This is a genomic window from Pseudarthrobacter sp. PS3-L1 (assembly GCF_030063285.1).
Lineage (GTDB): Bacteria > Actinomycetota > Actinomycetes > Actinomycetales > Micrococcaceae > Arthrobacter.
Window position 1 is genome coordinate 1 of sequence record NZ_JASISU010000008.1, and the last position, 24,492, is coordinate 24,492.

At 59.2% G+C, this 24,492-nt stretch carries 27 protein-coding genes; 15 read left to right on the plus strand and 12 right to left on the minus strand.

Translation table 11 applies throughout. From position 1 onward, the window contains the following. Window positions 1–692: 692 nt before the first annotated feature. Window positions 693–1,274 (minus strand): recombinase family protein, encoded by a 582-nt coding sequence (locus tag QMG79_RS15875; RefSeq protein ID WP_283539641.1) that lies wholly within the window; start codon window positions 1,272–1,274, stop codon window positions 693–695. Between the two features lie 383 nt (window positions 1,275–1,657). On the opposite strand from QMG79_RS15875, the gene QMG79_RS15880 reads away from it, so the two are divergent. Then, window positions 1,658–2,122 carry a hypothetical protein gene (locus QMG79_RS15880; protein ID WP_283539600.1) on the plus strand — a complete coding sequence of 155 codons (465 nt, stop codon included), beginning with the start codon at window positions 1,658–1,660 and terminating at the stop codon, window positions 2,120–2,122. After that, window positions 2,122–2,433: a transcriptional regulator gene (locus tag QMG79_RS15885; protein WP_283539601.1), complete on the plus strand. Its 312-nt coding sequence runs from the start codon at window positions 2,122–2,124 to the stop codon at window positions 2,431–2,433. Before QMG79_RS15880 ends, QMG79_RS15885 begins: the two co-directional genes overlap by 1 nt. 630 nt (window positions 2,434–3,063) lie before the next feature. Here the strand turns inward: QMG79_RS15885 and QMG79_RS15890 are convergent. Continuing rightward, the gene (locus tag QMG79_RS15890) at window positions 3,064–3,579 is read right to left on the minus strand and encodes a GNAT family N-acetyltransferase (RefSeq protein ID WP_283539602.1); all 516 of its coding nucleotides are present in this window, start codon (window positions 3,577–3,579) and stop codon (window positions 3,064–3,066) included. Between the two features lie 107 nt (window positions 3,580–3,686). Here QMG79_RS15890 and QMG79_RS15895 point away from each other — a divergent pair, with 107 nt between their 5' ends. From QMG79_RS15895 to QMG79_RS15905, 3 genes are all read left to right on the plus strand, one after another. Further along, entirely contained in the window at window positions 3,687–4,019 is a 333-nt protein-coding gene (locus QMG79_RS15895; protein ID WP_283539603.1) for a hypothetical protein, read from the plus strand. 285 nt (window positions 4,020–4,304) lie between these two features. After that, the gene (locus tag QMG79_RS15900; protein ID WP_283539604.1) at window positions 4,305–5,357 is read left to right on the plus strand and encodes a S66 family peptidase; all 1,053 of its coding nucleotides are present in this window, start codon (window positions 4,305–4,307) and stop codon (window positions 5,355–5,357) included. Between the two features lie 177 nt (window positions 5,358–5,534). Further along, window positions 5,535–6,032 (plus strand): hypothetical protein, encoded by a 498-nt coding sequence (locus QMG79_RS15905; protein ID WP_283539605.1) that lies wholly within the window; start codon window positions 5,535–5,537, stop codon window positions 6,030–6,032. A gap of 326 nt (window positions 6,033–6,358) precedes the next feature. Here the strand turns inward: QMG79_RS15905 and QMG79_RS15910 are convergent, their stop codons facing one another. Then, entirely contained in the window at window positions 6,359–6,868 is a 510-nt protein-coding gene (locus QMG79_RS15910; protein WP_283539606.1) for a MarR family winged helix-turn-helix transcriptional regulator, read from the minus strand. A 90-nt stretch (window positions 6,869–6,958) separates the two neighbouring features. On the opposite strand from QMG79_RS15910, the gene QMG79_RS15915 reads away from it, so the two are divergent. Further along, the gene (locus QMG79_RS15915; RefSeq protein ID WP_283539607.1) at window positions 6,959–7,750 is read left to right on the plus strand and encodes an SDR family NAD(P)-dependent oxidoreductase; all 792 of its coding nucleotides are present in this window, start codon (window positions 6,959–6,961) and stop codon (window positions 7,748–7,750) included. Window positions 7,751–8,526: 776 nt separating this feature from the next. After that, on the plus strand, window positions 8,527–8,976 hold the full coding sequence (locus tag QMG79_RS15920; protein WP_283539608.1) for a hypothetical protein: 450 nt from the start codon (window positions 8,527–8,529) through the stop codon (window positions 8,974–8,976). A 66-nt stretch (window positions 8,977–9,042) separates the two neighbouring features. Here the strand turns inward: QMG79_RS15920 and QMG79_RS15925 are convergent, their stop codons facing one another. The 3 genes from QMG79_RS15925 to QMG79_RS15935 all read right to left on the minus strand — a co-directional run bounded on the left by QMG79_RS15925 (window position 9,043) and on the right by QMG79_RS15935 (window position 10,631). After that, window positions 9,043–9,561 carry a putative immunity protein gene (locus tag QMG79_RS15925; protein ID WP_283539609.1) on the minus strand — a complete coding sequence of 173 codons (519 nt, stop codon included), beginning with the start codon at window positions 9,559–9,561 and terminating at the stop codon, window positions 9,043–9,045. Between the two features lie 127 nt (window positions 9,562–9,688). Beyond that, a complete protein-coding gene (locus QMG79_RS15930; protein ID WP_283539610.1) occupies window positions 9,689–9,889 on the minus strand; it encodes a hypothetical protein in 201 nt (66 codons plus the stop codon). A 316-nt stretch (window positions 9,890–10,205) separates the two neighbouring features. Next, window positions 10,206–10,631 carry an ASCH domain-containing protein gene (locus tag QMG79_RS15935; RefSeq protein WP_283539611.1) on the minus strand — a complete coding sequence of 142 codons (426 nt, stop codon included), beginning with the start codon at window positions 10,629–10,631 and terminating at the stop codon, window positions 10,206–10,208. A gap of 371 nt (window positions 10,632–11,002) precedes the next feature. On the opposite strand from QMG79_RS15935, the gene QMG79_RS15940 reads away from it, so the two are divergent. The 3 genes from QMG79_RS15940 (at window position 11,003) to QMG79_RS15950 (ending at window position 13,936) form a co-directional block, all read left to right on the plus strand. After that, complete coding sequence (locus tag QMG79_RS15940; protein WP_283539612.1) at window positions 11,003–11,809, plus strand: aminoglycoside 6-adenylyltransferase; 807 nt, start codon at window positions 11,003–11,005, stop codon at window positions 11,807–11,809. Between the two features lie 866 nt (window positions 11,810–12,675). Continuing rightward, window positions 12,676–13,527 (plus strand): formate/nitrite transporter family protein, encoded by an 852-nt coding sequence (locus QMG79_RS15945; RefSeq protein ID WP_283539613.1) that lies wholly within the window; start codon window positions 12,676–12,678, stop codon window positions 13,525–13,527. A gap of 82 nt (window positions 13,528–13,609) precedes the next feature. Then, window positions 13,610–13,936, plus strand: a complete 327-nt coding sequence (locus QMG79_RS15950) for a hypothetical protein (RefSeq protein ID WP_283539614.1) — start codon at window positions 13,610–13,612, stop codon at window positions 13,934–13,936. A gap of 99 nt (window positions 13,937–14,035) precedes the next feature. Here QMG79_RS15950 and QMG79_RS16595 read toward each other — a convergent pair whose 3' ends face one another. The 3 genes from QMG79_RS16595 to QMG79_RS15965 form a co-directional block, all read right to left on the minus strand. Further along, on the minus strand, window positions 14,036–14,200 hold the full coding sequence (locus QMG79_RS16595; protein ID WP_349357269.1) for a hypothetical protein: 165 nt from the start codon (window positions 14,198–14,200) through the stop codon (window positions 14,036–14,038). A gap of 314 nt (window positions 14,201–14,514) precedes the next feature. Beyond that, a complete protein-coding gene (locus QMG79_RS15960; protein ID WP_283539615.1) occupies window positions 14,515–15,414 on the minus strand; it encodes a helix-turn-helix domain-containing protein in 900 nt (299 codons plus the stop codon). A 1,215-nt stretch (window positions 15,415–16,629) separates the two neighbouring features. Next, complete coding sequence (locus tag QMG79_RS15965; protein WP_283539616.1) at window positions 16,630–16,854, minus strand: hypothetical protein; 225 nt, start codon at window positions 16,852–16,854, stop codon at window positions 16,630–16,632. A gap of 85 nt (window positions 16,855–16,939) precedes the next feature. Here QMG79_RS15965 and QMG79_RS15970 point away from each other — a divergent pair, with 85 nt between their 5' ends. Further along, complete coding sequence (locus QMG79_RS15970) at window positions 16,940–17,269, plus strand: PadR family transcriptional regulator (protein WP_283539617.1); 330 nt, start codon at window positions 16,940–16,942, stop codon at window positions 17,267–17,269. Then, complete coding sequence (locus QMG79_RS15975; RefSeq protein ID WP_283539618.1) at window positions 17,266–17,640, plus strand: DUF1048 domain-containing protein; 375 nt, start codon at window positions 17,266–17,268, stop codon at window positions 17,638–17,640. Before QMG79_RS15970 ends, QMG79_RS15975 begins: the two co-directional genes overlap by 4 nt. Window positions 17,641–17,775: 135 nt before the next feature. On the opposite strand, the gene QMG79_RS15980 is transcribed toward QMG79_RS15975, so the two are convergent. Continuing rightward, the gene (locus QMG79_RS15980; protein ID WP_283539619.1) at window positions 17,776–18,276 is read right to left on the minus strand and encodes a CGNR zinc finger domain-containing protein; all 501 of its coding nucleotides are present in this window, start codon (window positions 18,274–18,276) and stop codon (window positions 17,776–17,778) included. Window positions 18,277–18,357: 81 nt separating this feature from the next. Here QMG79_RS15980 and QMG79_RS15985 point away from each other — a divergent pair, with 81 nt between their 5' ends. Together QMG79_RS15985 and QMG79_RS15990 are read left to right on the plus strand one after the other, a co-directional pair. Next, window positions 18,358–19,218 (plus strand): alpha/beta fold hydrolase, encoded by an 861-nt coding sequence (locus QMG79_RS15985; RefSeq protein WP_283539620.1) that lies wholly within the window; start codon window positions 18,358–18,360, stop codon window positions 19,216–19,218. A 433-nt stretch (window positions 19,219–19,651) separates the two neighbouring features. Beyond that, window positions 19,652–20,926 carry an amidohydrolase gene (locus tag QMG79_RS15990; protein WP_283539621.1) on the plus strand — a complete coding sequence of 425 codons (1,275 nt, stop codon included), beginning with the start codon at window positions 19,652–19,654 and terminating at the stop codon, window positions 20,924–20,926. A 24-nt stretch (window positions 20,927–20,950) separates the two neighbouring features. Here the strand turns inward: QMG79_RS15990 and QMG79_RS15995 are convergent, their stop codons facing one another. Together QMG79_RS15995 and QMG79_RS16000 are read right to left on the minus strand one after the other, a co-directional pair. Continuing rightward, on the minus strand, window positions 20,951–21,928 hold the full coding sequence (locus QMG79_RS15995) for a zinc-binding dehydrogenase (RefSeq protein ID WP_283539622.1): 978 nt from the start codon (window positions 21,926–21,928) through the stop codon (window positions 20,951–20,953). A gap of 66 nt (window positions 21,929–21,994) precedes the next feature. After that, on the minus strand, window positions 21,995–23,437 hold the full coding sequence (locus QMG79_RS16000) for an MFS transporter (protein WP_283539623.1): 1,443 nt from the start codon (window positions 23,435–23,437) through the stop codon (window positions 21,995–21,997). A 176-nt stretch (window positions 23,438–23,613) separates the two neighbouring features. Between QMG79_RS16000 and QMG79_RS16005 the strand changes: the two genes are divergently transcribed. Beyond that, window positions 23,614–24,468 carry a LysR substrate-binding domain-containing protein gene (locus QMG79_RS16005; protein WP_283539624.1) on the plus strand — a complete coding sequence of 285 codons (855 nt, stop codon included), beginning with the start codon at window positions 23,614–23,616 and terminating at the stop codon, window positions 24,466–24,468. The last annotated feature ends 24 nt before the right edge of the window (window positions 24,469–24,492 follow it).

A 24,492-nucleotide genomic window follows, 5' to 3' on the forward strand; every position in this document is an offset into this window, starting at 1 on the left:
AACCCGGTGGGCCGTGCGTTGGAAACCCGCTTTGAACGCCTTCGCCATCACCTTCAGCGACCGATTCCCGGCAGCTGAAAACTACTAAAGAAAACTGCCGGATACACCGTTAATGAGATAGTCCCCAGGAGGATTACTGTTCGGCGGAATTGTGGGTGGACTAATTGGAGCGGCAGCTGGAGTGGTTGTAGGCGTAGCTGTGGCACCGTTCGTATCGCCTGTGGGTGCTGCGGTCATAGGAGTAGCAGTGGGTGGTTGCGTTGCAGGAGCAGTAGGTGTTGGGTCAGCAAATGCGTTTGATCAAGCAAAAACATCCTTAGGTGACATTGGTGCTAGCTGTGGTGCTGGTTTGACCGGAGGTTTTGCTCCGCTACTTCAGAGCGCTATCTGATAAGAGAAAAAACAGTCAGCAAGAAACTAACTTTGAGTGAAGTATCGGGAGAACAAACGGCAAATGAAAACTAATTCATCGCGTCGCAAATTATGGCTTATGACGGTATGTCTCTTTCTGGGTGGTCTCGGAGCAACATTTATCCTTTCTCGTTTCCTCACTGAACCCGGCAGCGTATTTGTTTTTACTCCTATGGCAATCGCAGTGGGTTTCATCGTGTTGCCTTGGGTGAAATACCTAACAAGACCGGATCAAAAATAGATTCTGAGGGATTTCCCCCGGGCCTTCTTGACTCCTTGACCTAGGCATCAAGTCCTCGCGAGCGTCTGTAGAACGTCGCTCTCGACATGCCAAGATCCCGCGCGACCTGGGCGGCGGGTTCCCCACCATCCACCAGGCGCACGGCCGTTCTGATCTGACTATCCGTTACCCGTACTGGCCGGCCGCCCAGGTTCTTCCCTGCTGCCCTGCGTTTGCTGATGGAGTCGGTGACGCGTTCGCTTTTGATCTCGTGCTCCATTTGAGCCAGGGCAGCCATGATCGTGAACAACATCGAGCCCATAGGGGTCGTTGTATCCACATCCCCTCCCCCAAGGTTCAACACCCGCAACCCAGCACCCCGGTCACGTAACTCATTAGCAAACGCCAACATGTTCTGGGTAGAGCGTCCCAGACGATCCAGTGTCGTAATCACCAAGGTGTCCCCCTCCACCAATGCTTCCAGGGCCCGGTCGAACTCCGGCCTCGAGGCCCGGGCACCGGAAACCCCGTGATCGACATACAGATCATCACGGCGCACACCAGCGGCCAGAAGATCTTGCTCCTGCCGATCCGTGGACTGCTGCCGCGTCGATACTCTTGCGTAACCAATCAACTTCCCCACAACAACCTCCAACATGTCTCATAACTAACAGTGTGTGCATCAATTCAACCAGACACTTACAACACATAGATACGAGAATTTTTGAGGATCGACAATACCGCAGAAACCCGGGGGAAACGAGCCACTCCCCCGCTTCCGATTTCTGGACCCGTGAGACGCCTCGTAACCCTAGAGATACAAGACGCCAAGCCGTGTCGCAGATAGGGCACCCTTGCGGTCAATTTCACCGGGCGGGGTAAACGGACATCCCAGTATCGACAGGGCACTGCATCATGATCAGAGGTGAGGCGCCCGTTGGCCGACCGGCTTACGGGCGCTGGAATCGACTCAACCCAATACATTGGCTCGTGACTTTCCGTATCGGAAATAGATAGTTTTCTAATATGGAAAATGACAACGGGAAAACTGAAGCAACCGCAGCTCGCAAAGCCCTTAGAACGCTCCGGGAGGACACATCGAGGATCGCCCCGAGAGTTCGTGCTCCATTCTGGTACCGCTTCGCGTTCGCACTGGCGGTGGTTGCATTTATCCGGGCTTTCGGTTTGGAAGGTAGCGCATTCATCCTGGTCATCTCCATCAGCGCCGCAGCTGCGGTAGGACTGGGCCTTGTCCGCCCTTGGGTCACCAAAACCCAGGCCGATCCCTGGGCCGACGGCCCTGCCCTTCGATGGGGGCTGCTGCAAACGGGGGCCGTATTAGCATTCGGGGCAGCCGGTATTTTCCTCTTTACCGTTACAAACGAGGAATGGGTACTTTGGCTCGGATCCGTTCTCGCAGGCGCCGCATGCCTTTGGTCAAGCGCCCGGATGGAGAATGCACTCGCCAATTCGATCCGCGAGAACCGATAATGCCTACACAAGAATCGCCGCTGCCAGCCTCGGACGACGTAATTCACAGCCCATACCGCCTGCGCATCTGCAGCCTCCTGCACCGGCTCGGCGATACGGAATACCAACTCCTGCGGGACAGCCTGGACGTCAGCCCCTCAGTTCTCAGCAAACACCTCAAGCGGCTAGAGGACGCCGGCTACATACGACTCTCCTCTCGTACGGTCAACACCCGCCCGCACGGCTGGGCCTCGCTCACGGAGACGGGCCGAAAAGCCTTCCTCTCCCACGTGGCATGCCTTGAACAGATCATTCACAACTCGGAAACCTAGCGATGCCCATGAACCTATGGCACCTGCCCGCACTCTCATGAAACGAGACCTCGTTGCGCATAATTCGTCCGGTCAAGGACCGGCTTACACACGTCTAAACGAGCATCCGGACGACTAGCATGAAAACTTGCGCTTGTATCTACAGGGACCTGGGGGCCAGCATGATCAGAAAATCGGTAGCGATGTCGATGCTCGCGCTGGCGGTGAGCCTTACCCTCCTGGTAAGCGGCGGAATCGCGCCCTGGCATGCCGGGATAGTTGCGGACGAGAATAACTTGACGACAAGCTTCACGCCTTTCCTATGGGTCCCATTCGGGGCGGGACTCATCGGCTTCATGATTAGCCTCCCTTGGTTCCTAGGCGCAGTCACCACCCCACCACGGCCGCGGAGTGACCGTTAGAGGATCGGCGGATTCCAGCGGTCATTGCAATCCGCCGTTCCTCAACCGGTCGCACAAAGCGCTGAACTGCATCATTGTGTGGGTCTGAACGATACTTGGCGTGTTTTCCGCAGCGCTTAGTGGCCGATCAGGACAAACATGAGCTGCGCGACCGTCGCCGAGATCTTGGCGAATCAGAGCCAGATTCTAGTGATTGGTAGCTGGCGCGGTTTCTTCTTCCGGCCTACCGCTAGTCACAGACGGGGCCCTGAAGACCGAGGTCGCGGAGCATGACTAACTCGCGCTGGCCACCAGGTAGCAGAGCGCCCGGTTCACCAGACACGACAAAGCCGTTCCTTTCGTAGGCGCGTCGGGCTGTGAGATTGTCCGGCATTACGGTCAAGGCGAGCGTCGCTGCGCCAATGCTCACCGCCCAGCGAGCGATCGCAGTGATGAGCACGGTGGCGACGCCACGACCGCGAACGGTAGGGTCAACCCACATAGAGGTCAGCTGGGCGCGGCTGTCGTTGTCATCCCCGAGGGTGCCAGTAGCCATGCCTACTGGAGCGTTCTCGTCGGCATCGAAGGCCATCAAATCGATCGCTCCAGGAATAGACAGTCGCGCACGCCAGCGTTCCTCCGGCGCTTCTGCCCACTCATGAAGGCTTGAGCCGAAAGCACCCGGCGCGTCGGTCAACGCAGCAAGCCTCACCGACCGCCAAGATCGCCAGTCGTCGGCGGACATGGTGCGCAGGTCGATCGTCATGCCGCTACCATACCGACATACGCGACAACGTGAGCCGCTGCCCAGAAGCCAATCCCAACGGGCAGTGAATCACGCGTTGCGGCTTCGGACGTCTCTACTATGAGCGTATGACCGAACTCATGTGTGTCCGAGAAGTGAAGCTGCTCCTCGAACCCATGTTTGAGGCGATGCTAAGTTCCACGGAGCTCGGCACCTTGGTGTGGCGAATCGAGAGGGTTTCTGATTACTCCAACGAAGTTGAGCTTCCCGATGATGCACTCATCGCACCGAATGAAGCCTGGGTCAGGTGGGAGGTGCTTGGCGAGGCCGGCGGATCCGGCAGCCTCCGGCTCGACGGCGGATCGAACGCCCTCATTTCTTTCGTGCACAGTGACCTTCAAGACTTCATCGCCGAAAGCCGCTTCGGGTGGGGTGAACTTCGTGGACAACATGGACAGTAGTTGCCATTTGCGCTGAGCATCCCACATGCGGCTATAGCTAGCAGCTGACGTCAGTCTGGAGTACACCTCATATAGGCATGCTGGAACTGATAAAAGACTGCGCGGAGACGATGGCCAGATGCAAAGGGAAGCACCGTGCTGGAACTGGCTGCCGAGTATTTTGACCATTTCGAAGTCCCAACAGCTGAAGAGGGACCGCTAGAGGTCATTGTCTTTCCCTAAGCCGCGGCGGACGGGCCGGTGTGGAAACCGTGGAATTAATTCCATGACTGATCTAATGATGAGATGACGTCAAAACAATTTGCTGCCATGGCCAAGGCTCACGCTGGTGATCGGATTGCGGTCCTTTCTCCAGCATTTGCCGCTCCTGCTGTATCGGAAGACGTTCACGAGCAGGCTATGAGGCGTCTGGCAGAATCTACGGGTTTAGTTCCAGTTGAGTACCCCACGACAAGACAACTGGGCGCAAGCGCCCGTGCTCGGGCAGCTGACATTAATGCCGCATTCGCCGACCCCAGTATCCGAGGTGTGCTTGCGACAATCGGAGGCAACGACCAAATCACGGTGATTAGACATATTGATGCCGACGTCGTAGCCGGCAATCCGAAGCCCTTCCTCGGCTACAGCGACAACACAAACCTGCATAACTTCCTGTGGGGCCTCGGAATCCCCAGCTACTACGGTGGTTCCACACAGGTACACCTGGGAGCAGGTCCACGCATTGACACGTCGCACCTCCTCTCGCTTCGCGCCGCACTGATTGACGGCGGAACAATCGAACTAACCGATCCTGGAGAGTCAGAGGACTACGGAATCACCTGGACCGAGCCTCGCGCCCTGACCGAGTTTGGTTTCCGAGAGCCGACAGAACCGTGGGCCTGGACTGGTCCGAGGACGATCGTGGAAGGACGATCGTGGGGCGGTTGCCTCGAGGTAATCGACCAGATCGCAATGGCAGATCGGATGCCTGCGGTGGAAGACCTCCAAGGGGCAGTCCTGCTATTTGAGACCAGCGAGGAACTGCCGCCCGCGGACGAAGTGAAAGGGTGGGTGCGGGCCCTGGGTGAAAGAGGAATCCTCGAAGCCGCCACTGGCATATTGGTTGCCAGGCCGCCAGTCAGTCGTTTGGGCGCCCCTGTTCCGGCAGCCGACGTCCGGGCCCGGCTACGCGCGGAACAAAGCGAGGCAATCACCGAGCAGGTAAGTACCTACAACCCGGACGCTGTCGTCTGTGTCGGAGTGCCCTTCGGCCACACCCGACCCCAGTGGGTTCTTCCGCACGGTGGCCTGATCCGCCTCGACGGTGCCACCAAGACAGTCACCGCTGACTACAGCTAAGTCAGCGGACAAGGATCCGTCAGCGGGCCGAACCGGACCCAACACGTCAAAACTCATCGGCTCCCAGCTATGCCGCACGCGAATTTCAATACCGGTCGTTTTTGACTGATTCCAATAACCGCCCTCAACAGTGCAGGTGGCGCTACCTCTTCTACGCCGTCCGCTAAGGTGTCGAATATGGGTCCGGCAGCGATACGAAATGTGAAGACAGTAGCGTTGCCTCTCCTGGTCCGGGCTGTTTCCACTGGTGCCCTGCTGGGCGCGTGTATCAGCGCGGGCATCTCAGCATTTTCGATCGTTCAGGCAGCCCTGTATCCGGAGCAGTTTGGGCTCTGGGGCATGAATGGTGGCCAGATATTCTTCATGGCCGTCCTTGGGCTCGTTCTCGGAGCCGGTGCCGGGCTGGCAACGGGTGCCGGTTCGGTAGCGGCGCTGTGGATTGACGCCAGTACCTCCTTATCAGTTGTGCTGCCAGGCGCGCTTACCGCTGGATTGGGAGCAGCCGCGGTGACGGCCGTTTACACCGTCGTCGCTTTCCATGCCCTGGGAGAAACCGGGTTGGCGCTGGCAGGATTCGGAGCCAGCTTCGCCACAGTCTCCGGGCTGCTCGCGGCATTTCATACTCGACGACTTATCCAGCGATACTATTCCACCGGCCAAAAGCAGGCCCACTGAACGTTCCCAACCGGGCAGATGAACTTTCTCACCGTGGAAGGACGGTGTCGCATAACCTACATGCCTCTAAACCCATGGGATACAAGACGCCAAGTCGTGTTGCAGATAGGGCACCCGTGCGGTCAACTTCACCGGGCGGGGTAACGGGAATCCAAGTATCGACAGGGCACTGCATCATGATCGGAGGTGAGGCGCCCGGTGGCCGACCGTAATACGGGACGGCTGTGGGGCACCAGCATCAAGCCGTAATGCATTGGCGTTCCGGCGGAACTTACTTCTATTTTCGATATCCAGCGACCCTTGCCCGTGCCAATGAAATATCGAGGTTAGTCAGTGTCGGAAGAGTGGGTACTTGTTGCCCGCCAACTCTCCTGCTCCCGAATCGCGTGTTGGATCCGAAGACTGATATCGCGCAGCTGACCCCGTTGGGCGGTCGTGAGAGGCTCCAGGACTAATTTCGTGACGGTCCGAGAATGCACGGGAGTGGACTTTTCGACCATCGCAAGCCCGGCTTCGGTCAGGGAGGCCAAGGTCGACCGCGCATCCAAAGGGTCACGACTGCGCCGTACCCAACCGCGACCCTCAATCCGCGATACTGCTCGAGAGAGCCTAGAAAGCGAGCTATTGGCATAGCCGGCCAGGACAGTCATCCCCAGCGTCTGGTTCGGCGCGTCAGCCAAGGCAAAGAGGATGCCGTACTCGAAGTGCGTGAGGTCGAAATTACGAACCAAAGGCGCATCGAGTGCGGCAGGCAGCCATTCCAATACCGTCGCAAGAGCTGCCCACGACGTGAGGTTATCTCCCTTGAGGAGGTTTGGGACGCTGGAATCAGTCATGCATACAGGTTACCTGTTTACTTGACTGGGCAAACAGTTTTGAATATCTTTACTTGACTGAGCAAGCAATAATGAGAGGCTAAAACAACCATGGACATGCAGCTGTCAACCAAACGCGCCTTCATAAGCGGGTCAACGCAAGGGATTGGGTACTCGATCGCGAAGGCGCTCCTCCAAGAGGGGGCCGAGGTGGTAATCAACGGCCGCGATGCCAGCCACCTCCAGCAATCGGTGAAGAACCTTCAAGCCGAAGTGCCCGGCGGGGTCGTTGCCGGCATTGCGGCGGACTTCACAGACGCCTCGGCGGTGCAGAGCCTGCTCAGCTCGCTCGGGGCCGTCGACATCCTTGTCAATAACGTCGGTCTCTTCGGGCTAAAGCCCTTCACTGAAATATCTGACGATGAATGGTCTCGTTATTTCGCGGTAAACGTGATGAGCGGAGTCCGGCTCTCCAGAGAGCTACTACCCGGGATGATCGATGCTGGCTGGGGTCGGATCATTTTCGTAGGCAGCGAATCAGGTGTAAACGTACCCGCTGACATGATGCACTACGGCGTGACGAAATCAGGGATGCTCGCCTTGAGCAACGGCCTCGCCAAGCTCACCCGCGGGACCGGCGTGACGGTCAACACGATCCTCGGCGGCCCGACCTACTCTGACGGTGTTGCCGGTACCATCCATGACATCGCTGAGGCGCAGCAAATGTCAGCGGATGAGATGAAAGCAATGATCATTGGTGGCAACCAGACATCTCTCCTTGAGCGCTTCATTGAGCCCGCCGAAATCGCGAACCTCGCCGTGTATCTCTCAAGTCCCCTTTCCTCCGCGACAAACGGAACTGCCGTGCGCGCTGACGGCGGAGTACTGACCGCAATACTCTGACCGGCGCACTAGAGTTCCACCCTCTCAGGCTTTCACCCACACTCACCGGTCCGTATCCGCCATGCAGCCCGGTAGAGGTTCCCCTGTGACACGCATCGACGTCCGCTGCACGATGAATACTTCAACTCTCGAAGTGAACTGTCCACCGTCTCACTTACGGGATAACGACCTACTCATCAGGTAGAGCACTCCGGTATTAACGACCTGTGCGGCAACGCGGATGTACCTTCGAATGAAAAATTTAATATACTGAAATTATGGATCCGATATTTTTCATTCCTATTGGTGTAACTTTTCTCATCGCGATCGGCACTGCGTTCTGGATTTATCGCAAATATGAGAAAAAATAGCTCTTATCTTCGTCTTGGCACAGATGACGGTGAGACTACCCCTCCCTCCGTTTCACTGGAGGTTCCCAACCGGGCAGATAAACCGTCTCTCCGCAAACAAATGGTGTCTCGTAACCTTAGTGCCTCGTAACCCATACGATGCAACACACCGACTGCTGGTCGTAGTGCACGCAGTCGATACGCAGCCTCGCCTCCTCAGGAATGTATGCCATACCTTGCGCTGCAACGAAAGGGACATTTCTGCTGAGCGGGGTAACCGGGCATCCCAACACCTACACGGGCCCGGAATCGCAAAGGGAGGGACCGCGGCCGGTGGCAGACCAGCTGACGGCCGGCGCGATCAACTCATGCCAGGCAGTACTGCTGTCATCAACTGGCTCTGCTACCAACGTTTAAATCAGTCCAAAAACGGCAGACAGGAGCAACGTGAGTTCGGTGCTGACCCGTCTAGAGTTGACGCGAGCACTTATCGGAAAGATCGCGAAATTACTGCAAACCGTTGTTTTTGGAGGATTTATCAAAACGATTCGCCTGATCAAGAGATTTGGACGGGAAATGCCGCAGCCCGCGCGAGGACTCTCGTGGGTGGCTTCGTCGATGTTTCTTCTGGGGTTCCTGCTAGTCGCCCTTACAGGTGAACCGTGGACTATTCGAATTTGCGTTGCAATGGCGGGAGTAGCTCTCGTTCTTCTCGGCTTCTGTGTCTACAGGGACGTCAACGGGGCAGCTACGACCTGGTCTCGCCTCTACAAGGAAAGCCGCGGAATCTCCCCAGAACATTTCACATTCGCTGACGTCGGCTCGATTAAAGCCATGGGGTTCTTCTATATCGTGATCGGGATTTTCTGGTTCGGCGGCTCTCTCTTTGCCCGGTGATAGAGAGTTTCGCGCAACCATGCACACACGTCTTGAACAGGGATATTCGAAGGTTTTTCCGGCAAGCTAACGTGGATCGAAAACGGACCAGCAAATGTCATTGCGTAACCGCTGGTCATCAAGGACAAGCTCTCGAATACCCTCCGGGAGCTGATCACGCTGCCATTGACACTCCCGTTGCCCGGCAGCGACATCCTGGCCTTTCGGGGCTGCAGCTCGCACGGCCTTGATCGCGTACGCGGCCGCCCCAAGCTCATGAGCAGCTACATGCGGGACGACCCCCGCCTGACCGCACGCATACGCGGCGTAGCGTGCGGCCCCACCTAGGTCTCTGGCCGCGCCCATCGCATGCCCGCCCAGGGCCCGGGTCTCCATCATTTTCACCTCGCCACGCACCCAGGCGCGGGAACCCTCCACTGCCTGACGCGGACGGAGATCCCCTGGCCGTGCGGACTCGAAGAGATCAAGAACATGCTCTGCGCATAAGGATGCCCAAAGAGTAAGGAGACGGTGATCAGAATCAGTCAGGGTCCCTCCCCGACGGAGTGTAATAAAACGAGGATCGCGGATCTCCGGGAGAATCACCGGTGAACTCCTTATCGATAGAAACCAGCCTCAAAACGACGTCGAAAGTTCCCTCACTAGACGCGCGGGGTGATTTTTTGCTGCCTGTGTTTACCACAGCAGTTCACTCGACCGGTGAAGAAAAATCCTACAGGCCACCCGCTTCATTGGGCCTGTTTCGCGCCTGGCGATGTTGGGAAATCCGACTCAACACCGCGGTGATGAGCAGCCCAATCCCAATCGAAAAAGCCCACCGAATGAGCATCGGGACGTCTGTATAAACGTCCAAGACAACATTGGCTGCGAGTACGGCAAGGACACTCAAGATGACGATCAGATAATGACGCATGTAGATCAGAGTCTCAGCCCTGACGTGTCAGTGACAACCCCCACCGCCCAGCTAGGCTCCCCATGGGGTACACGAACACTCCCACCACAGAAGCATGGTGCCGCATAACCGAAGCGCCTCGAAATCCATGCGATACAACACAGCTGCAGCCGGTTTGTGAGGGTTTAAGGATAGGAGATAGCTGGTTAGGTTTTCGGCCTCAGGTCGTGGCTGTTATTTGATCTAAAATCTGCCATTGCTGTGGCTGGTGAGTGACTGCCGTTGTTGGTGTGTGGCTGCCACAGGTTGTAGAACACTCCGATTGAATGTCGAGGCACTAGGGCAGGCGCGCAACGACTTTGAACCGCTGGAGCACCAGCACGGTGTCGTCGTCGACCGAGAAGTGGGGGTCGTTCATTTCATCGCGCATGTCCTGCGAATGCCAGAACTCCTCGTGACCAGCTCTCCACTGGGCGACGGTAGTGAAGCCCTCACCCTCGTCGATAGCATGCTGCAAATCCACCTCGCTCAGCCGGGCCTGGCGTATTTCCGTCATCTCAATAACGGCAATGGGCGTTCCGGCGGAATCGATGACAACTTCCTGCAAGCCAGCCAAGGGCAAATCCTGCTGTTCAATCTCGTACTCAATGAGCATGGAGGTCGTGGAGGTCTTGGAGCCATCCAGAACGGCTGCCACCAGCTGGTCCCGGACAGGACCGGGGAAAGCGAATTCGCACAAGGGCAGGGTGCTGTAATCGATCATCGTGAGAGCGTATCGCACGCGCTCTTATTTGGTGGCCCCACTTCGCCAATTCATGTCACGGCCTTGCGGCGGCTTGCTCAGCCCACAATTCCCAGCCCCTAAGCACGTGAAAAAGTGGGTCTCGTGGCGATCAGGGTCCCCAACCGGGCAGATGAACCATCTCTCCGCAAACATTTGGTGTCGCATAACCCAAGTGCCTCGAAACACATGCGATAAAACACAACTACACGGAGTTGCATCGCACACGGCCGGCATTGCACGTGAAACCACAAGGGGTATGAGGGAATGTGTTGCCTGGGGAACCGGGCTGAATGCGCACGCTTCCGTGGTGCAACGGCTTGCGCATGCTGCTTCTATGGAAAGCTTGATGGGTGGACTACGAGAAGGTAATCGACGTCCTGACCAAATGGGCGCAGAACAACGACAATGTACGCGCCCTGGTGCTGACCGGGTCCGCCGCCGCCCACGAGACACACCCCCTCTCGGATCGCGATATCGAAATCTATGCTACCGACCCGGCACCGCTCCTTGCAGATGATTCTTGGTGGGATCAGCTCGGGGATGTACTCGTTGTCGAACGCTTGGAAACCCCTAACTGGCATCCAGCACGTTTGGTGTACTACATCGGAGGCAAACTGGACCTGACTGTGATCAGGGCTGACACGCTGCCAATCATCCGCTACGAGCGGCCTTTCACTGTTCTTGTGGACAAAGACGGCCTTGTGGAATCACGGCACCTCACGGCGGTCGCGTCGCTACCCGCGGAAGCCACAGTCGAAGAGCAAGTCAACTGGGGGTACGCGGCCGCGCTGATGTGCGCAAAAGCAATCGTCCGAGACGAGCCCTGGTCAACCAAGATCCGCGACCTAGACCTGAAAGCCGCGCTGCTGACGATTATTGAGTGGGATCATCAGGTGCGTCACGGACTTGATTACGACGTGCGTTTCCTGGGCTCCCACATGCGGCAATGGATGGACCCCGACATCCAACAAGCCCTCGAACAATGCTGGGGACATTTCAACGCAACGGACTCAACCAAGGCCCTGCGCGCCTCCATCGCTCTATTCGCTGCCCTCAGCACCCGCATCACCGACGCCCTCAGTTATCAGCCCTTCGACCACGACCGAGTCCACCGTGAAATCGATGCCATCCTCGCACTGCATCCGGACGCCAACTAAAACAACCCACATGCGGGATGATCCCAGGCAACGGCGAATCCTCACCATCGGACCAACACTGAATCCATACGCGCACTTGCACTCTCCGAGCACGGAAAAGGTGCCTCCCCGAAGTCCACGTCAACAACAAATATGAACACGGCCCCCAAAGGAAAACCCATCGTAGATAGCAAAGGGAGCGCCCTGGTACGGACCAGAACGCTCCCTTTCTACTGTGTTGTTGGATAGCGGCCAACGCTCACAGCATGCCATAACCGCACCCCTCCCCCTTGTGTCCGATTGAAATCCAAGACCCAGAGAAACAGCTGTCACCAAAAACGATATCCGGCCCTACTCTGACACGGGACCATAAGTCAGCCCTGACATCAGGTTGGGGTACACCCCAACTAGGCGTTCAATATCGGTCCCCCGCACCTTTTGACGACGTTCGATACCGAACCAGCATTTTAACCGGCACACTCCTGTGCCACTAATACCTTGGTACCAACAGCGTTGGACCACTGAGGCAAATTCCACTCAATCCGTGAACGGTCTTCGATCCGTTCCCGAATGAGCGCCAGTGAGGCATCCAAGGACACCGCGCGTTCAGGCATTCCTCGCCGGTCGTCATCTCAAAGGAATCCCCAGGGAACCGATAGGCGGGCAGCGCTGCGGCCACGAAATGAGCAACAAGTACAGCGAAGTCAATCGAATCTGAGGGACCGGAGTGCGGTACGTCGCGACTCATACAGTCGTACGTTCTATCGGCGAGGGACGCGGGCATCGTACGAGCTGACAGGCGCGCCGATGGGAGACACCGAGGACGCCGACCAGCAGCAGCGTCAGCGTATAGTAGCCACATATTTTCAGGCGGATAGGCGACACAAATGAGCGACACCGACGGCGATGCACGAAGGCGAGAACTCGGCAATAATTCAGGGCCGGTCGAGGAGGAGGTGGAGGAATTCTTCGATCGCACGGTCGAGGAGGGCGCACAGCGGCTAAACCGCTCCCTTCGAGACGTGCTCATCACCGGCCTGTTCGGCGGGTTTGAAATCGGCATTGGCATCATGGCTTATCTGGGCGTTCTCTATGAAACAGGAAACCACCTTCTCGCGGGACTAGCGTTCAGCGCAGGCCTCATCGCCCTCCTACTGGCCAAGAGCGAGTTGTTCACAGAAGGCTTTCTAGTGCCGATTGCCGCCGTCGTCGCACGGGAGGCAAGCTACGCGCAGCTCGGGAAGCTCTGGGGAGGAACGCTCATTGCCAACCTGGCTGGCGGCTGGTTGTTCATGGCATTGATCATGACAGCGTTCCCGCAATGGAGCGAGACCATCACCAAAGAAGCCACTCACTACATCGACGCCGGGTTTAACTGGAAATCTGTGTGTCTGGCCGTATTAGCGGGCACTACCATCACGTTGATGACCCGTATGCAGCACGGCACAGACAGCGTCACCGGAAAAATAGTAGCCGCCATCATTGGCGCTTTCCTGCTCTACGGGCTGCAACTCTTCCACTCGATCCTGGACTCGCTCCTGATCTTCGGTGCCATCCACACGGGCGCTGACATCAGTTACATCGAATGGCTCGGCTGGTTTTCGTACGCAGTGGTCTTTAATGTCCTTGGCGGGATCTTACTGGTGACCGCACTACGGCTGGTGAGCGCCAGCAAGCTCGTGAAGAAACGGCGCGATGTCTCACCCAAGGACCCGGAGGACGCGCACCGCTCCTTCTAATTGTCGGTGACGCCACACCGTCGGGTAACGTCGGGCATTTGGGATCTTGATAATCCAGGTTCCTTGGTTGTACATCGCTGCTATGGCAATCTCCATTGCACTCTCGTTGCTGACAGCTGTGTTCAGCTTCGTTTCGGCAAAGAGCAACAATCTTCAAGGAACAAGGGCTGATCGTCCGTTTTTCGTCTTGTCAGGGCTTTTCGCTGCGGGAACTGCACTAGCCGTAGCATCCCGGCTGCGCGGTCTGACCAATGTGATCCTTGTGTCGGCTGGCCCTGATCTCCTGGGATGGCTTCTCGCAGCCTCATTGACCATCGCATTGTCCGGCGCAGCACTGGTTGTCTCTAGCTCCAAGCCAAAATACTCAGTCACCGAAAGTACGTCACCCCCTGTCATCGTGATGTGCTGATCAGACGGACAGGCCCTCGTGAGCGTCTATAAACGTTGGCCCACGGCATGAGCGCCATGTTCCCCGCTATCCACCAGATGCATCGCGTTACGATTCTGGCTATCCGTTACCCATGCCGGCCGGCCGGCCGCCCAGATTCTTCCCTGCCGCTCTGCGTTTGCTGATGGAATCGGTGACGAGTTCGCTTTTGATCTCATGTTCCGTCTGAGCCAGGGCCGCCCTGATCGTGAACACCATCGAGCCCATCGGGGTTGTTGACTCCATGTCCCCTCCCCAAGATTCAAAAACCCGCAACCCAGCACCAAGCCCAAGCTCGTGCCCATGCAACTCATTAGCAAAAGCAAGCATGTTCTGTGTGGAGTGTCCCCCTGAACCAACGCCTTCAGCGCCCAGTCGAACGTAGACCTCGACACCCGTGTACCCGAGACCCCCTAGTCCACATACACATCATGACGCCGCACCCCGGCCCAGCCCGAGGGCATGAACTTCCTGGAAAAGCACGCCATCAAGTGATGCGACTGGCTTCTCCGAGCCCGCGGCACGTCTGGCGCGGACTTTGCCGAGGCTGGATGCCTCACTTAGGGCGCTGGCACCGCCGTCGCGCCAAGTCGCACCGTCAACTCCATGCACCGCAGGCGGGCCGGTGAAAAGTCGTAGGGCATTCTCCCGATGATCTCCCCCGCACTCCTGGCGCGAGTGCCCTCTGCCGGGTTGGGGCTGGGCGCCGCGTCGGCCTCCTCAGGCGGGTGCACCTCGTCCCAGGCGTCGAAGAGAGCATCGTCCTCCTCCAACTGACCAGACTCCTCGATGACGCGCATCAGTGCGATTTCGAAAGCGTGCCGCTCGGCCGCCACCTGCGCTACCCGGGGATCGTCGACGGCGACCGTGTGGTCCAGTGCCTCCTCGGCCGCGTCAACGCGGTCAGACTCCGCCCGCAGTGCCGGATCGGTTGCCAGGGCGAGGAAGCGGCCGGCCTGGACTGCAGCACCGAGCGGACCGAAGATCCGCTCGGTCACCAGCAGGACGTCCAGGTCGCCCTGCCGCAGCGAACCTTCGGGCGCGCCCTCAAGGCGGCCGGAGACGAGATCGTCGAGCAAACCCAACCGACTGCCAAGGGTCCGCATGCGCTGCACCGAAGCCTGCTTCCGGTGCAGCTCGGCTACCTGCGCGGCGAGGGTGTCCTCCAGCCGCGCGAGAACGCCGTCGACCTCGTCCTCTCCGTCGGCGCTGCCTGGTGCGGCACCGTCGAAGCCGTCACGGATGTCGTCGAGAGCGATTCCGGCGTCGGCCATGCGGCGGATCCAGAGCAGCCGGATGATTTCCGCATAGCCGTATCGGCGGCGACCGTCGCTGCCCCGCTCGCCCTCGGGGAGCACGCCGACCTGGTGGTAATGGCGAATCGCCCGGGGAGTGATGCCGACGAACGCCGCGGCGTCGCCGATCGGGACCTGACGGGGCGGGGTCGGGAACGGGTGCATGGCGGACCTCTCTGCGCGGGGACGGGACGTGCTTCAAGCAGAGCACATGACGCTACGGCAGGTGCAACCCAATCTCCCGCAAAACGCTGATCCCAGCCGGGAGGCCACGCATCTGGGCGGGGGACCGTTCAGCGACCGCAACATCCGCGGCGGCGTCGTGGCCGGCAAAGGCCTTTTCTGGAGTAAAGTCGGCCGGGCCGTCCCGTATGAGAATCCGCTAGCCGGACTTCATGGAATCATTGTGCAAAGTCAATTTTTGATCTTCGTCCGCTACGTCCGGAAACGTGGAACTGCACCATATGCGACGTCAGCGGGACTCGCTGGACACGGCATCGGTGGAGCTGTGAGACGCTGACTGCTTTGAGCCCTGCGACGATCTGTCCGGGCTTGAACGGGCCGTCGGAAACCTGGCTGCGGCCAACAAGGCCGCCCTGCCGCTGAAATGGTGGACAGCTGACTACGTTTCTGGCGTCATTTTCCTATCTCTCGCGAGCGTTCTTGCATACCGGTCCCTTCACTCGCTACCCAAGCGTTGGCGCGCAGCCAAAAAGCAACCACACCAGTAAGAGTCTTGCCGTTATCGAAGAACAACACCTTCGACCCGATGAGAACCAGACCCCCACTCGCAGGATTAGCAGGCGGGTTTGTGCTGCTGGCCGGAATCGTATTTCTGGCCATCTCACTGACAACCCGAGGAGAGCAGATCCCCTCCGACCATGCCGGACCCTTCGGCACGTTCACCTAAGCCTGCCCAAAAACAGAAAAAGCAATTTCACGACGCTCTTAAAGCAACCGTGCCTCTTGCGGGCCAGCCGGTGATAATCAGGTGAACGTGAAGAGAGTCCGTTCCTGCAGGTCAATCATGGCGGTCCGGAGCTGGGGATTATCCTGCCAGGCTGGCAAAGCAGCGGTGATGCTGGAGCTGATGAAGTCCGTCATCTCGTTGATCGTGAATAGTCCCACGCCCTGGGGAGACCACCGGACTTAGGGGGTGATCGGCGGATTGCGGCTGGAATCAACGCCTGGTAGCGGGTGACATTCAAGCCCAGTATTGGAATCACCTGCCGGATCCCGGGGAGGGTCCTGAAGCGCCGGGCCCCGTCGGCGAGGCCTTCATGGTTGTAGCTGAAGTGTGCTTTCGGGCCGATGCCGTACCGCCCGTTCTGCTGCTGCGTCCACCCCAGGGACAGCTTGGACCAATAGGAGCCGTTGGGGTCAATCAGGTAGACGGTGAAAGACAGTGACGCCAGGAATGACAGTGAGCGTATTGGCAAGTGCCGCGCTGATCCAGATGTGGCTGACACTGCTGCCGCCACTGCCCCTGTCCCACGGGGACGTGACCTGGCGATCGCCGAAGACGCGCTGATACAAGACAGTTCTCTCCTCGCCCAGACCCACGTCGAGGACTACACCGTCTTTTACTGCCGCGACTGAAGACAATCAACGATTCTTCCTGCTTCCCACGCGCTATTCGGTGATACTATCTAGTGGTAGTCAGCAACACCGAGTAGTTGAAGGGGACGTCATGGCAAAACAAATGACAGAGATGCTCAAAGGCACTCTGGAAGGTATTGTTCTGGCAATTCTGGCCAGCCAGCCAGCCTACGGCTACGACATCACGGCGCGACTACGCGATCAGGGCTTCACCGACATCGCCGAAGGCACCGTCTACGCCCTCCTCGTCCGGATTGAACAACGCGGCCTCGTAGATGTGTCAAAAGTGCCCTCAGAGAAGGGCCCACCCCGCAAGGTCTATTCACTCAACACATCAGGCATCGAGTACCTCGATGACTTCTGGAGGACCTGGAGCTTCCTCACAGAACGACTAGAACTGCTCCGACAGGAAAGGAAATGACCATGTGGATCGACGAGCTTGTTAGAGATCTCAGCGGCAAGAAGAAATACCTCGAATACAAGACCAGGGTGAAGAAACTCCCGTCGGGATACCGGGAAACAGCCAAAGCCCTTGAGCGCTATCTGATGTACATGGGCCCCAGCGACGACAGCAAGGCGCTGACGGCCATGTTCTCCGATTTGGCCGATCTGCTTGAACAGAGCGCTGCCGACGACGTCCCCATCCGTTCCCTGGTCGGAGACAACCCAGCAGATTTCGCGGAAACGTTCCTCGAGAACTACGCCGGTGGAAGCTGGATTCGCAAGGAACGCACCCGGCTGGCCAACGCGATCAACCACGCCATCGATGAACAAACCACCATGAGGCCCTGACCCGAAACCGCGCAGGAGGGCGACGGCACTCAGGACATGGGCCCAGATCCTAGAATTCGAACAGCATCATCTTTCAGGCAAAACGATAGCTCCGCGGGCGGCTCAGCGGCAGGCCTTGACCCCCGCGCGCTCAGGTCAGCCGCGCGCGCGGACTGCGTAAGCACGCGCTTTCATTCGGTTCCCGCACGTGGCCATCGAGCACCATTTGGCCGTTCCGGGACGGCTATGGTCCACCAGGAAAAGGTTGCAGTCTGCATTGGCGCAGGCCCGCAAGCGCCCAGGATATTGCTCAAGAACATCCGACCATGCCATGACCAGACGGACCGCAAGGAGGTCATCCACCGCTGCTCGTACGTGCCAACTCACCCCCGCAGGCGTGACCTCGGGCGTGCGGACGGCGTGAGCAAGCACAGATGCCAGGCCTGCAACGTTGGTCTCGGCAGGATTCCGGATGGCTGCCTGGAGCGCCGCGCGAGTTCGGCGAAGCTGATTAACCTCAGTGGCGGAACCTGAACCTCCCAAGCGAAGTGCGAAAGTACTACCGCCACCACCGCTGAGCTCGTCCGTGACCGCCCCATCGATAACTGGCGCACTGTTCAGTACTGCCAATAACAGCTCTTCGTCGGTCAAGATCACTCCCCCATTGTCCATCCTGCTCACTGCGGACTTCCATGCTACATTCTGAATAACCACTAAAACAATCCAAAGGGGTTATTCATGGTCACTGTCCATCACAACACAGTCTCGGTTGAGGGGCTCTCTGTCTTCTGGCGCGAAGCTGGTCCAGCCACAGCCCCGGTGATTCTCCTGCTGCACGGCTACCCGACAAGTTCGCATATGTTCCGCCACCTGATCCCAAAGCTAGCCGAACGCTACAGGGTCATAGCTCCCGACCTCATCGGGTTTGGGCGCTCATCAGCACCATCTGTCGACAACTTTGACTACACCTTTGACGCACTCACCGGCATGACACAACGCTTCCTGGAAGCCATTGGCGTTGGGAAGTACACGATGTATGTGCAGGACTATGGCGCCCCGATTGGCTGGCGCCTGGCCCTCGCTGATCCCGCAGCCGTGGAGGGCCTAATTTCGCAGAATGGAAACGCTTACGAAGAGGGTTTTGTCCCAACCTTCTGGGACCCAATCTGGGCGGACGCTGATGAACGGACTGCGGAACGACGAGACGCCCTCCGTCCAGCGCTCGGACGCGATGCAGTCCAGTGGCAATACCTCCATGGCGTCCCGGACCCCAGCACCATCGACCCGGACGCGTGGGAGCATGACCTCTCCCTCCTGGCCCGCCCCGGACAGGACCTCGTGCAGCTTTCGCTCTTTCGCGACTACGCAACCAATCGCCTGCTCTACCCCGCAGTCCACGAGTGGCTGCGGTCATCCAAGGTGCCGGTATTGGCAATCTGGGGCCGAAATGATGAGATCTTCGCCTCCCCCGGCGCTGAGGCCTTCAGCCGCGATGCCCCACACGCCCAGATCGAACTGGTCGACGGCGGACATTTCCTCCTTGAATCCGACCTGGATCACGTCGCCAGCACAATCACAACATGGCGCAACACGTTCTAGCCAAACGCATCCACAAAACCCAGGCAGCCCACCATGGCTGATTCCAGCGACCTGCCGTCAAGGCCCGCACCACCGCGCTTGGGGCCTTGCTGGCGGCAGGACCTAGGGAACATCGGAGTCCGCCCCGGGCTGCGTTCCGGAAACGTGCGGCGGCCAAAGGTGCAACCGATGCGACGGGATCGCTGCACCGGACGCAGCACCTGTCGCTTTTCTGGGCGGCTCGTGAACCGCCCCCATGTCATCTGTCGGCGCACTGTCCGTCAACGGAGCTCCCAGTATTTTCGTTTGTTGAACACTAAAGTACTTCAGCAGTTCGGCAGTGATACCGCCGTGGATGGGTAGTGTGACCCACGTCTCATACATCAGTATGAATCACGATTGCTGCGGCGCCGGGCGTAGTGTCGAAAAGCAGGGAAACGAAGAGAGGACTGTCATGACCAACGTATTAAAGGACGTCGCAGAGGTGGCAGAGGAGCTCAGCGATGTCTACCGTGATCTCCACCAGAACCCGGAGCTCTCCGGAGCAGAAGTTCGCACCGCCCGGATCATTGCAGAACTCCTCACCACCATGGGCTGGGCGGTTGAGTCAGGAATTGGTGGGACCGGCGTCGTTGGCATTCTTCGAAATGGCAGCGGGGCCACCGTGATGCTGCGGGCTGACATGGACGGCCTTCCTGTCCTGGAAGCAACGGGACTGGACTACGCAAGCACGGCCCATGGAACCAGCCCCTCCGGAGCCGATGTTCCCGTCATGCACGCCTGCGGCCACGACATGCACGTCACCTGCCTGCTGGGTGCCGCGCGGCTTTTCGCCACGCATCGTTCAGCCTGGTCCGGAACAGTGGTGCTCGTCTTCCAGCCTGCCGAGGAGACCGGCGCTGGCGCCCGGGACATGGTGGCGGATGGACTTTTTGACCGTGTGCCACGCCCCGACGTCGTCCTGGGCCAACATGTTGCACCCTTCCCCGCTGGAGCGCTGGGTGTCCACGCGGGCCCAGCCTTTGCGGGCTCCGACAGTTTTGCCGTCACCCTGTACGGCCGGAGCGGGCATGGCTCCCGCCCGGAAACCACTGTGGACCCAGTGGTCCTCGCCGCCGCCACCATCCTCCGGCTCCAGACGCTGGTGTCCCGGGAAATTGGCGGCAACGAAACAGGAGTCCTCACAGTGGGCCAGGTGCACTCGGGCACCAAGAACAACATCATTGCGGCGGACGCGACATTGGGGATCAGCATGCGCACGGCTGATCCGGCCGTCCGGAAACGCCTGATCGCCGGCATGACACGCGTCATCAACGCTGAGGCGGAAGCCTCCGGTGCACCCACACCGCCACAGATCAACGCAGAAGAATACTTTCCCGTTGTCGTCAACGACACTGACGCGACAGCCCGCGTGCGGGCAGCTTTCACCTCACACTTGGGCGGCGCCGTCGACCCCGGAGCAGTAACCGGCAGCGAAGACGTGGGAACTTTCGCCACCGCCGCCGGGGCGCCTTTGGTTTACTGGCTCCTGGGCGGGACAGACCCACAAACCTACGCAACAGCAGTCCAGAACGGCTCTGTCGCAGCAACCATACCGTCCAATCACTCGCCACTGTTCGCGCCGGTGATTCGTCCAACGCTCGACGCCGGCATCTCGGCGCTGGTGGTAGCTGCCCTTGAGTGGGTGGGAACCACCGCAGCAGAGTCGGTTCAGCCGACAGTCCGCTGACCTCAAGGGCAGCTCGCCTGAGAGCTACGGGCGGAGCATGACCTTGCCCTTGCGGCCCGCAACAAAGTTGGCCCGCGCGGCATCCTGAACCTCAGCGAAGGGGTAAACCGCCTCCGTTGGGAAGGAGATGGTTCCATCGTTGACCCGCGCAAGCAGTTCGCCAAAGAGTTCACCACGACGTTCTGCCGACATGGCACCCATGACGCTGCTGCCCCAGAAGCCCTTGACGGAGAGATTCTTGAAGATAATCGATCCAGAACTCAGGGTCATGGTGGTGGCGCCCATGGCGCCAAACACCACCAGGGTGCCGTTCTCACCAATCTGTGAAAGGACGTCGTTACTGGACTCTGCGCCCACCGAGTCAACGCCAGCGACAATAGTCGCTCCACCGGTGAGTTCGGCTACCCGATCCTGCCACCCTTCGTTCTCGGTGGAAACAATGCGCTCGATTCCCTGTGCGGCGAGCTCGGCCACCCCAGCATCACGCCGGACCAATCCAATGACGTTCACTCCGCGGGTCGGAGCGAGCTGAGCCAGGAGCCGGCCCACGGCCCCGTTGGCGGCATTCTGAATGATCCAGTCGCCCTGTTTGAGGCCAAGCCAGTCAAGAAGGGCAAGCGCCGAAAAAGGCATGGAGACGAGCTGCGAGGAAACTTCGTCAGTGGCGCTCTCGTCAACCGGGATCAGGCCTGCTGCCTGGGCAATAAAGTACTCTGCCCAAACGCCGAAAGTGCCACCCGTTGCCACGCGCTGGCCCAGAGTCAGGTGCTCAACGCCTTCACCCAGTGCGTCAATGACGCCAACCGCCTCGGTCCCGGCCAGAGCGGGAAGCTCGGGCTTAAAGCCGTAGGTTCCCCTGACCGTCCAGAGGTCATGGTTGTGGATCGGCGACATGAGGGTGCGGACCCGCACTTGACCGACGCCGGGCTCCGGGGTGGCAATGTCATCAACCTGCAGGACATCCCAGGGTTCGCCGAAGCTGTGCTGACGAATAGCGCGCATGATTCTGGTCCTTCTTTCCGTTGTGGGTTCTATCTGAAGAACACCGCAGCGCGAAGCCCTATTCCGCTATGCCGCCGAAGGACTGCTGACAATCCGCACGGGCCGCCGCCTGTCGCTCAGATCCACGCGAAGCAGCAACGAACCCTTCCTCGCCAGGATGATACCTACTGTCAGAGCAGCAGCAGCGGGGACGGCACCAGCCACCAGCAGTGCAGTCTGCGGACTCAGATGCTCTGCGATCCACCCCATCATCGGCCCGCCGATCGCCTGGCCGCCGATGAGGACCACCAGGTAGAGGCTCATGACCCGGCCCCTGATGCTCATGTTTGAACTGGTCTGCACCATCTGGTTGGAGGCCGTCAGGAACATCAGGCACCAGAAGCCGGAGAACACCATCGCAATACTGAACCAGACAATGGATGGGGCAAAGGCAGACAGGCACAGCAACACGCCATACATGCCGGCGGGGACAATGACCGAACGAAGCCGGAGTTGCCGGCGTCGGGTCGAAGCAACGGCGCCTACCAGTGCGCCCACCGCCACCATGGAGTTGAGGAATCCGTAGCCTCCCGCGCCAATGTCGTAGACGTGGTCAGCAAAAGCCGCGAGCAATACCGGCAAGCTCATGGCAAACACCGCGATGAACCCGGCCATCAACCACGGCCAGTAGATTGTCGGCTTGCTCAATGCATAGTGGAGCCCGGCTTTCAGCATTCCTTTGCTCTTGGGCGTGGGGGCACTGATGATCAATCTGTCTTTACGGAGGATCAGGAGCATGGCAACGGTGGAGCAGCACGCCGCCGCATTTGCAGCGAAGGCCCACCCTGCGCCCACGGCAGTCAACAGGATCCCCGCCAGTGCCGGTCCAATCAGGCCGCCCAGCTGGAATGTGGTGGAGTTGACGCTGATGGCATTTCGCAGATACTTGGGACCCACCAGTTCGTTGACAAAAACCTGCCGTGCCGGCTGGTCCAGCACTGTCACGAGGCCCAGGATCAACGCGATCCCATATACGTACCACACTTCAATGGCTCCCGTGAGGGACAGGACAGCCAGTGTTGCAGCCAGGCCGGCAGCCACGGATTGGCACAGCATCAGAATTTTCCGCTTGGGGAATCGATCGGCAATCATGCCGCCCCACGGCCCCAGCAGCAGAGACGGCAAAAATTGCAGCGCCACGGTAATCCCCACCGCAGTCACCGAGCCGGAGAGTTCCAGGACCAGCCAGTCCTGGGCAATGCGCTGCATCCACAGGGCAATGACGGCGATGAAGTGGCCAATGGCGAAGATCCGGAAATTCGGCACACTCAGCGAGATGAATGTGTGCCGCCAGGGGAGTTTTTCATGGACGACGGCGATCGGTTGCGTCACGCTGTCGGGGTGTGGCGCGCTGGGTCCGGCAGGTGTAGTGGGTGCGGGGAGTGTCTGGCCAGGAAGCTGCGTTGCCGCGGCGGCCGAATCGATGACGGGCTGGCTGACGTGTGCCGCTGACGGCGAAGGGGGTGCCACAGTAATTCCTTGGGAAGGGGTTTGGCTTGGTTGCCTTCAACGCTAGGCTGAGCCAATGGATTATGGGAACCTATCGGAGATATAACTCGCATAATGAAATGCAATACTTCCAAGGGGTTGCCAGGGAGCACCAATACCGTCCGCGCCCAACTACCAGCCACAGACCCGGGAGTCCCATGTTTGAACCAGCCCAGCTGAGGTCCTTTGTGGCTGTCGCGGAAACATTGAGTTTCACCAAGGCGGCCGAGCGCCTTGGTCTCGCCCAGCCCACCGTCAGCCAGCACGTGCGCAAGCTCGAAGCCGCCGCCAAGCGCGTCCTGGTGGCGCGGGACACCCGGGACGTCCGCCTCACCGACAACGGCGACGCCATGGCTGGGTTCGCCCGGACAATTCTGGCCGCCCACGACTCAGCAGCGCGCTATTTCTCCGGCTCGGCAATGCGCGGAAAGCTGCGATTTGGCACGGCAGATGACCTCGCGATCACCGGCCTGCCCCGCATTCTGCGCGAGTTCCGTCAGATCTACCCACAGATCCAGCTTGAGCTCACCGTGGGGCAGAGCGATCATCTGTACCGCCGGCTCAACGCCGGGCAGCTCGATCTGGTGTTTGTGAAGTGGGTGGCCGGGGCCAAGGATGGCACGGTAGTCCAGCACGATTCTTTCTCTTGGGTGGGCCTGGAGCAAACATCGCTGGACCCTGGCCAACCAGTACCCCTCATCGCCTACCCCGCGCCCAGCCTGAGCCGGAAACTCGCCATTGACGCCCTCGAATCCCACGGCCGGACCTGGCGCATCACCTGCACCACCCGCCAGATCAGTGGAGTCCTTGCTGCCGTCCGGGCTGGAATAGGCGTGGCTGTCATGCCGTCGTCGCTGGTCCCTGAGGACCTGAAGATCATCACCCGACGCTTCGAACTGCCGCCTGTAGGTGACGTGGATTTCACGCTGATCCGCAACCCGCTCGCCAACGCCGAGGTGATCGACGCCCTCACGCAGGCCATTATGGGCCGGAACCTGAAAAAGTCCACCTGACCTTTCGGCCAGGCGGACTTCGCA